This window comes from Novosphingobium sp. (assembly GCF_041905565.1).
In the GTDB taxonomy this organism is placed as follows: domain Bacteria; phylum Pseudomonadota; class Alphaproteobacteria; order Sphingomonadales; family Sphingomonadaceae; genus Novosphingobium.
Genome location: NZ_JAYRKX010000032.1, coordinates 1 through 7856 on the forward strand (window position 1 = coordinate 1; position 7856 = coordinate 7856).

The following is a 7856-nucleotide window of genomic DNA, read 5'->3' on the forward strand; positions in this document are numbered from 1 at the left end:
ACTCCCCCGGCCCAACCACCCACAGGGTACCTTGAACGGGTGGTTGGGCCGGGGGAGTGGGCCGGCCAGGCCAGGACAAGGCGGATGCCTTGTCCGCACCGCCGTCAGGCTGAAAGAACGCTCTCCTCCCCCTACCCCTTGGCGCGGCTCCACAGCGAGCCCAGCGCGCGCGGGGTGAAGGCAAGGCCGGCGAACATCGCCGGGGCTACCATCGCGCCCCAGTAGAAGTTGTCCGGCCGCCCCGCGATCATGAAGGCGAGGCCGTAGCCAAGGTAGAGCAGCGTGGCGAAAGCGCCGATCTGGCGCTTCCACCCGGCCCAGCCCAGCACCGCCAGGATCACCAGCGGCCCGGCCACGTAATGCGGCAGGAAGCGCAGGTTGCTCGACAGCACCACGTTGGACAGCCAGCCCGACAAGCCGCGCAGCGCCAGCCATGACGGGCCGAGCGGATCAGTGGGCAGCACCTGCTGCGCGACGAGGTGAAGGTGCAAGGCCAAGCCGCCCAGGAACACGGCGACCAGCGCGCTCCACGCCGCGCCTTCCTTGCGGTCGCCCCGCCAGAAGGCCATCGCCGCCATCAGCATGACATAGGGCAGCGCATGTTCGCGGATCGCCAGCGCCAGCGCGGCCGCCGCCAGCGCCCCGCCCCAGCGCTTGCCCGGGCGGTGCAAGCCGAACGACAGGGCCAGCAGTTGCCCGGCCCACAATTCATGCAGCACGAAGTAATAGCGGTTCAAACCCAGCGCCGCGCCGAAGAAGATCAGCGTGGTGCCCATGCGCCGCAGCCGCGGGCTGCACCCCTCATCGCCCAGTCGCTGCCACCAGGCCCACAGGATCGCCGCCATCAGGGCGATCGCCACCACCAGTTGCCCGGTTTCGCCCAGCAGCATGCACAGATAGGCCAGCGTCGGCAGGCGCACCGCAAAGCCCGGGCGCACCGGATAGTCGCTGCGGCGATGTTCCTGCGCGGCAACGACATAGTAATTCTCGCCCTTGGCGATGCGCAGGATCACCGTGTCGTACAGCGCAAGGTCATGGTCGCGCGGGCGTTCGGCCCCTTCAACCTTGGCCCCGGTGACATTGGCGACGAAGCCGGCGGTGCTGTAGGGCTGGTCGGCCGCCTTGATCGGCACCAGCGCGGCGGCCAGCAGCAGCGCAGCCAGCGCCGCGAGCAGCAGCCGCGCAGGCCACCTGCCCCAGCTGGCGAACCTGTCGTCCGTGTCGCTCTGCCCGCCAGTCATCAAACCCCCTTGCGCAAGTCGTTGCCGGGCTTGTGCCTTCAGCCGGCCAGCCGCGCAAGCTGCCCATGCGGCGCAAGCCTGTTAGCTTGCGATTCAGCGGCGCTGTCCTACATAGGCGGGGAAAGGACCTGCCGAATGAACGAGGAACAGCCGACCCCCAATCCGTGGCTCAGGAGCGCCATGATCTGGATCGGGATTTTCATGGCCCTGCTGCTGGTGGTTTCGGTGGTCAATTCGCGCGCCGATCCGGCGGGCACGCAGATCAGCTATTCCGACTTCCGCAGCCGCGTCGAAGGCGGGCAAGTGGCCAGCGTGCAGGTGAGCGAAAGCCGCATCACCGGCAAGTACAAGGACGGCAACGCGTTCTCCACCGTGCCGATCCCGAATGACCCGACCCTGGCCGAAACCCTGCAGAAAAGCGGCGTCCAGTACCAGGGCAAGGCGCCCGAGGAGACCAGCCTGCTGGTCTACATGCTGATCCAGGCCCTGCCGTTTGTCCTGATTCTGGCGGTGGCGTTCTTTGCGCTGCGCCAGATGCAGAAGGGCGGCGGCGCGGGCGGCGCGATGGGCTTTGGCAAGAGCAAGGCCAAGATGCTGACCGAAAAGCAGGGCCGCGTGACCTTTGCCGATGTCGCCGGCATCGACGAAGCGCGCGAGGAGCTGGAGGAGATCGTCGACTTCCTCAAGGATCCGTCGCGCTTTTCCAAGCTCGGCGGCCAGATCCCCAAGGGCGCGCTGCTGGTCGGTTCGCCCGGCACCGGCAAGACCCTGCTGGCCCGCGCCATCGCGGGCGAGGCAGGCGTGCCGTTCTTCACCATTTCGGGTTCGGACTTCGTCGAAATGTTCGTCGGCGTCGGCGCCAGCCGCGTGCGCGACATGTTCGAGCAGGCCAAGAAGAACGCGCCGTGCATCGTCTTCATCGACGAAATCGACGCGGTCGGCCGGCATCGCGGGCATGGCCTGGGCAATTCGAACGACGAGCGCGAGCAGACGCTGAACCAGCTGCTGGTCGAAATGGACGGGTTCGAGGCGAACGAGGGCATCATCATCATCGCCGCAACCAACCGCCCCGACGTGCTGGACCCGGCGCTGCTGCGCCCGGGCCGGTTCGACCGCCAGGTGGTGGTCCCCGTGCCCGACATCGAAGGGCGCGAGAAGATCCTGGCCGTGCACATGAAGAAGGTGCCGCTGGCCCCCGATGTGGACGCCCGCACCATCGCGCGCGGCACTCCGGGCTTCTCCGGTGCGGACCTGGCCAATCTGGTCAACGAGGCGGCGCTGCTCGCCGCGCGGCGCAACAAGCGCCTGGTGGCCATGCAGGAATTCGAGGACGCCAAGGACAAGGTCATGATGGGCGCGGAACGCCGATCGATGGTGATGACCGAGGACGAGAAGAAGATGACCGCCTATCACGAGGCCGGTCACGCCTTGGTTTCGGTTAACGAGCCGGCTTCGGATCCGATCCACAAGGCCACGATCATCCCGCGCGGCGGCGCGCTGGGCATGGTGGTGCGCCTGCCCGAGCGTGACCGCTATTCCTACCACCGCGACCAGATGCACGCGCAGCTGGCCGTGGCAATGGGCGGGCGCGTGGCCGAAGAACTGATCTTCGGTCGCGGCAAGGTTTCGTCGGGCGCCAGCAGCGACATCCAGCAGGCGACCTCGTTGGCGCGCAACATGGTGACCCGCTGGGGCATGTCGGACAAGCTGGGCCCGCTACAGTACGAGCAGAGCCAGGAAGGCTATCTCGGCTATGGCGGCTCGCAGCGGACGATGGGTTCGGACGAGACCAACAAGCTGATCGACAGCGAGATCAAGGCCCTGGTCGATGGCGGGCACAAGCGCGCGACGATGCTGCTGAAGAAGCACATCAAGCAGCTGCACCTGCTGGCCCAGGCTCTGCTGGAACACGAAACGCTGACCGGCGATGAAATCAAGCAGCTGCTCGAAACCGGCAAGCTTGACCGGCCGGAAAACCCGGCCGGCTCGATCACTCCGCTGCCGGTGCGAGGATCGGCCGTGCCCAAGGCCGGCAAGCGCTTCAGCGAAGCCGCGCCGACGCCGCAGGGCGCCTGATCGGCAACGATAAACCGGGATGGTGGCGGTTCAGGCCGCCACCATCACCGTCAGTACTGTCGCGAACAGGCCCAGCACGATCAGGGCGAACAGGCTGATGAACCAGGTGCGCCACCACGCACCAAAGCGCGACAGGCCGTAGGCATCGCGCAGCTGCCGGTACATGTGAAACGGCGCATAGCAGAACAGCGCCCCCACCAGCAGCCCGGCATTGCCCCAGACCATCAACGCACTGATCGCCGCTGCCAGCAGCAGCATGAAGCTGAGCGAGTAGGTGACGAAGACCGTGTGGTCATAAAGCGCAAAGCGGCGGCTGAACGGGAACAGCAGCCACATGAACGGCACCGATAGCGGGATCAGCAGCCAGGAATACTTGTAGGCGCTGTTCTGCAGCTTGTAGATCGTCAGTTCCGGGTTGCCGCGCGCCTGCTGCCAGGCGCGGCTGATCGCTTCGGCCACGTCCTGGCCCTGCTGGCCCTGCCCGGCGGCAATCGCGGTGGGCAGCTTGCCGTCCTGGGCCGCGCCGATCGCCGCCACGGCCTGCCGCGCGGTAGCCACATCGCGTTCCAGCTGGGCGACATCGCCGCCCCGACCGGCCCTGGCATCGGCCAGCCGGCCTTCCAGCCGCTCCACTTCCAGCTGCGCTTCGGACCGGGCCGCGGCAATCCCCTCGGCAAAGCCCTTGTTCTGCCCCTGGTTGCTGAAGCGGACCGGGCTGCCCAGCACGTTGAACACCGCGAAGGTCAGGAACACCACGAACAGGAACAGCGCGATCGGGCTGACGTAAGAGGCGCGGCGTCCGTCGATATATTCGCGGGTCAGCCGCCCGGGGCGCCAGGCCAGCAGTGGCAGGGTGCGCCAGATCTTGCCTTCGAAGTGGAACACCCCGTGCAGCAGATCGTGCCAGAACGCGCCCAGGGTCTTGTGGACGTGGGCCGTCTGGCCGCAATTGTGGCAATGGCTGCCGATCAACGGCGCGGCGCAGTTGAGGCAGGCGGGTTCGCGGCTGCGCCCATCGCCGCCCTCGCCATGCGCGGGTTCGGCCGCGCGCGCGGCCAGCGCGCTTTGTGCAAGATCGCCAAGCACTTCGCCGCCGATGTCACCGGTCACGATTGTCTCCCCAATGGCCTGCGACGTTCATGGTCTTGCAAGCTTGCGCCGGTCAAGCCATCCTGCATCCAACCATCGGGAGAGAATGGATGAAACGTGTCGCGCCTGCCCTGTGTCTTGCCCTGCTTGCCGCCAGCCCCGCCCTTGCCGCCGCCGGCGAGATGAGCGTGGCCACCTTCCTGGCCAAGGCCGACGCGCTGAAAGCCAAGGGCGCGATGGCGCTGTTCTCGCCCGACATCAAAGTGCTGCAACAGGAAGGCCAGGCCGCCGGTATGGCCTACAAGGCGCAGCTCGATGCCGAACGCGCCCAGGGCCGCCCGAGCAGCTGCCCGCCAAAGAATCCCAAGGTCAGCAGCGACCAGGTGCTGGCGCACCTGCGCACTTATCCCGCCGCGCAGCGCCCCGCCGTGACCATGCGCGCCGCCATCGGCGACATGTTCAAGAAGACCTGGCCCTGCCGTTAGGGTCAGGACCTGATAACCGGCCAAGCCAACGAAAAGACCCGCCTCCCCCAGGGGAAGCGGGCCTGTTCGTGTCAGCCCCCGGACATGCCGGGATTTGGCGCCGGGTGAGGCGAGAATGGTAGTCGGCGAGAACCGGAGCGGCGCGGCCTTACTGGCCGTGAGCACCGGAAGCGCAGCCGACTGCCATTAGCAGCCCGCCCGGGGGCAAATAGCGGCGTGTCCTAGCCGTCGTAGTCGCCGCCGATCGAAGTATTGCGCACCGGCGCGGCGGCGGTGATCCGCAGCGCTTCGGCCGACTGGCTGAGCGAGCCGATGTCATCGACCTCGTCATCGTCTTCCGGCAGCACGCGCTGCAGGCTGGAAATGACCGATTCCTTGAGGTTGGCGGGCCGCACGGTCTGTTCGGCGATTTCGCGCAGGGCAACCACCGGGTTCTTGTCGCGATCGCGGTCGATCGTCAGTTCGGCGCCGCCCGAAATCTCGCGTGCGCGCTGTGCGGCAAGCAGGACGAGGTCGAACCGGTTGGGGATCTTGTCGACGCAATCTTCAACGGTAACGCGCGCCATGGGGCACTCCAGTATCAGCAAAATTCGCGGGAATTGGGCTGCTACACGTGCGGCGATTCGCAAGTCAAGAAAAATTCGTTTAAACTATTGTTTTTATTAGTCAAATTGGGCGTAACCGCGCGAATCGGGGGCGAGGTTGCCGAACTTGGTGAATTCGCTCTGGAACAGCAGCTGGACATTGCCGGTTGAGCCGTGGCGCTGCTTGGCAATGATCACCGTGGCCTTGTTCACCACTTCAAGGTGGCGCTGCATCCAGGTGTCATACTTGGCAATGGCATCGCCGGTGCTGGTCTCGGTCGGCTCGTCGGGTTTCAGCGCATTGTGGTAGTATTCCTCGCGGAAGATGAACCAGACCATGTCCGCGTCCTGTTCGATCGAGCCGGATTCGCGCAGGTCCGACAGCTGCGGGCGCTTGTCCTCGCGGCTTTCGACCGCACGGCTGAGCTGCGACAGCGCGATCACCGGCACCGACAGTTCCTTGGCCAGGGTCTTCAGGCCGCGGCTGATTTCCGAGATTTCGTTGACGCGGTTGTCATTCGCCCGGCCCGAGCCCTGCAGCAGCTGCAGGTAGTCGATCACGATCAGCCCGATGTTGTGCCGCCGCTTCAGCCGCCGCGCGCGGGTGCGCAGCGCGGCGATGGTCAGCCCCGGGGTATCGTCGATATAGAGCGGCAGTTCCGCCAGGCGCTGGCTGGCGAACGAGATGCGCTGGAAATCCTCGCGGCTGATCGAGCCGCGCCGCAGCCGTTCGCTGCTGATTTCCGCCTGTTCGGCCAGGATACGCGTCGCCAGCTGGTCGGCGCTCATTTCCAGGCTGAAGAAGGCGGTCGGTGCGCCGACCGACTTGGCCGGGTCCATCTTGTGAACCTCGACATCTTCCAGATAGCGTTCGGCGCAGTTGAAGGCGATGTTGGTGGCGAGCGAGGTCTTCCCCATGGCCGGACGGCCAGCCAGGATGATCAGGTCCGAATCGTGCAGGCCGCCGATCTTGGCGTTGAGATCGTCAAGCCCGGTGGTCCGGCCCGAAATGTGCCCGCCCGAATTGAGCGCCTTTTCGATCTGGGTGATCGCCACCAGGCTCGATTGCCGGAACGACACCGCCTCGCTCCCGACCGAGGCGCCTTCGGCCACCTTGTAGAGCGCGGTCTCGGCCTCGGAAATCTGCTCCATCGGCTCGACCCGCTCGCTGGTGTCGAGCGCGGATGTGACGAGGTTGCGCCCCACGCTGACCAACTCGCGCAGCAAGGCCAGGTCATAGATCTGCTCGGCCAGTTCGCGCGGGGCGAGCAGACCCTGCCCGTCCGCCGTCAACCGCGCGAGATAGGCCGCCCCGCCCAGCTCCTTCAGCGCCTCGTCCGCTTCGAAATAGGGCTTGAGCGTCACCGGGGTGACCACCGCCTTGCGATCGAGCAGTTGCAGGATCCGGGCGTAGATCCGGTTGTGGACGGGTTCGAAGAAATGCTCGGGCCGCAGCTGGGTGTGCAGTTCCTCAATCACGCGGTTGTCGATCAGCACCGCGCCCAGGAACGCGGCTTCGGCTTCCACGTTGGCGGGCAGCGCGCGGGCGGCGGTTTCATCGGGTCGGGTGATCAGATCGGTCTCGGCCATAAGCCCGTTTCAATGCGCGGAGGCGGCGCGCCCCGCAAGCGCCAAGCGGCGTGAAATTACTCCACAGCCTGTGGAAGTTCGAGAGGGCACTTGCCCGCGCTTTTTGCATCTGCGAAAAGCGCCTCCCATGGCGGCCCCCCGGATCATCCACATCGAGCTCGATGAAGCGACGATCCTGTGGCGCAACGCAGATATCGAACAGGAACGCCGGATCGCCATCTTCGATCTGATCGAAGATAACACTTTCAAGCCCCTGCGCGCCTGGGAAGCCGGGCACCAGGGGCCTTACCGCCTGCGCCTGGCGGTGGACGACGGGCGGCTGGTGCTGACCGTGGCGGACGAGAGCGAGCAGCTGCTGGAAACGCTGATCCTGGGGCTGGGCCGGTTCCGCCGCCCGATCCGCGAATACTTCGCGATCTGCGACAGCTATTACCAGGCGATCCGCAAGGCCACCGCGAGCGAGATCGAGACGATCGACATGGCCCGGCGCGGCGTGCACAACGATGCCGCCGAACTGCTGCTGGAACGTCTTGAAGGAAAAGTGGAAACCGACTTCGCCACGGCGCGGCGGCTCTTTACCCTGATCTGCGTGCTGCATATCAGGGGTTGATGTTTCCGGCTCACGCCGGTGCGGACAAGCCATCCGGCTTGTCCTGACCTGACCGGCCCGCTCCCCCGGCCCAACCACCCATAGGGTACCCTTAAGCGGGTGGTTGGGCCGGGGGAGCGGGCCGGCCAGGCCAAGCCCACAGCGGTTGCAGTTGGCGCACCCCAAAAGGAATCGGGTCGCA

Annotated in this window: 7 protein-coding genes; 3 read left to right on the top strand and 4 right to left on the bottom strand. The window is 66.2% G+C overall.

The annotated features are described in order from the left end of the window. Window positions 1-131: 131 nt before the first annotated feature. Entirely contained in the window at window positions 132-1241 is a 1110-nt protein-coding gene (locus ACE3N9_RS16250) for a hypothetical protein (protein ID WP_374285485.1), read from the bottom strand. Between the two features lie 135 nt (window positions 1242-1376). Between ACE3N9_RS16250 and ftsH the strand changes: the two genes are divergently transcribed. Then, entirely contained in the window at window positions 1377-3317 is a 1941-nt protein-coding gene (gene ftsH, locus ACE3N9_RS16255) for an ATP-dependent zinc metalloprotease FtsH (protein ID WP_374285487.1), read from the top strand. A gap of 30 nt (window positions 3318-3347) precedes the next feature. Here ftsH and ACE3N9_RS16260 read toward each other — a convergent pair whose 3' ends face one another. After that, on the bottom strand, window positions 3348-4427 hold the full coding sequence (locus ACE3N9_RS16260; protein ID WP_374285489.1) for a DUF3667 domain-containing protein: 1080 nt from the start codon (window positions 4425-4427) through the stop codon (window positions 3348-3350). 89 nt (window positions 4428-4516) lie between these two features. Between ACE3N9_RS16260 and ACE3N9_RS16265 the strand changes: the two genes are divergently transcribed. Beyond that, a complete protein-coding gene (locus tag ACE3N9_RS16265) occupies window positions 4517-4891 on the top strand; it encodes a hypothetical protein (RefSeq protein ID WP_374285491.1) in 375 nt (124 codons plus the stop codon). A 221-nt stretch (window positions 4892-5112) separates the two neighbouring features. On the opposite strand, the gene rpoZ is transcribed toward ACE3N9_RS16265, so the two are convergent. Together rpoZ and ACE3N9_RS16275 are read right to left on the bottom strand one after the other, a co-directional pair. Beyond that, window positions 5113-5457 carry a DNA-directed RNA polymerase subunit omega gene (gene rpoZ / locus ACE3N9_RS16270; RefSeq protein WP_374285494.1) on the bottom strand — a complete coding sequence of 115 codons (345 nt, stop codon included), beginning with the start codon at window positions 5455-5457 and terminating at the stop codon, window positions 5113-5115. A 96-nt stretch (window positions 5458-5553) separates the two neighbouring features. Then, entirely contained in the window at window positions 5554-7065 is a 1512-nt protein-coding gene (locus ACE3N9_RS16275) for a replicative DNA helicase (RefSeq protein WP_374285496.1), read from the bottom strand. A gap of 127 nt (window positions 7066-7192) precedes the next feature. Here ACE3N9_RS16275 and ACE3N9_RS16280 point away from each other — a divergent pair, with 127 nt between their 5' ends. Next, window positions 7193-7675, top strand: a complete 483-nt coding sequence (locus tag ACE3N9_RS16280) for a UPF0262 family protein (RefSeq protein WP_374285497.1) — start codon at window positions 7193-7195, stop codon at window positions 7673-7675. Window positions 7676-7856: the final 181 nt, after the last annotated feature.

Excerpts from the sequence above, each read along its gene's own strand:
- ACE3N9_RS16250 (WP_374285485.1), bottom strand. The coding sequence starts at position 1,241 with ATGACTGGCGGGCAGAGCGACACGGACGACAGGTTCGCCAGCTGGGGC.
- ftsH (WP_374285487.1), top strand. The coding sequence starts at position 1,377 with ATGAACGAGGAACAGCCGACCCCCAATCCGTGGCTCAGGAGCGCCATG.
- ACE3N9_RS16265 (WP_374285491.1), top strand. The coding sequence starts at position 4,517 with ATGAAACGTGTCGCGCCTGCCCTGTGTCTTGCCCTGCTTGCCGCCAGC.
- rpoZ (WP_374285494.1), bottom strand. The coding sequence starts at position 5,457 with ATGGCGCGCGTTACCGTTGAAGATTGCGTCGACAAGATCCCCAACCGG.
- ACE3N9_RS16275 (WP_374285496.1), bottom strand. The coding sequence starts at position 7,065 with ATGGCCGAGACCGATCTGATCACCCGACCCGATGAAACCGCCGCCCGC.
- ACE3N9_RS16280 (WP_374285497.1), top strand. The coding sequence starts at position 7,193 with ATGGCGGCCCCCCGGATCATCCACATCGAGCTCGATGAAGCGACGATC.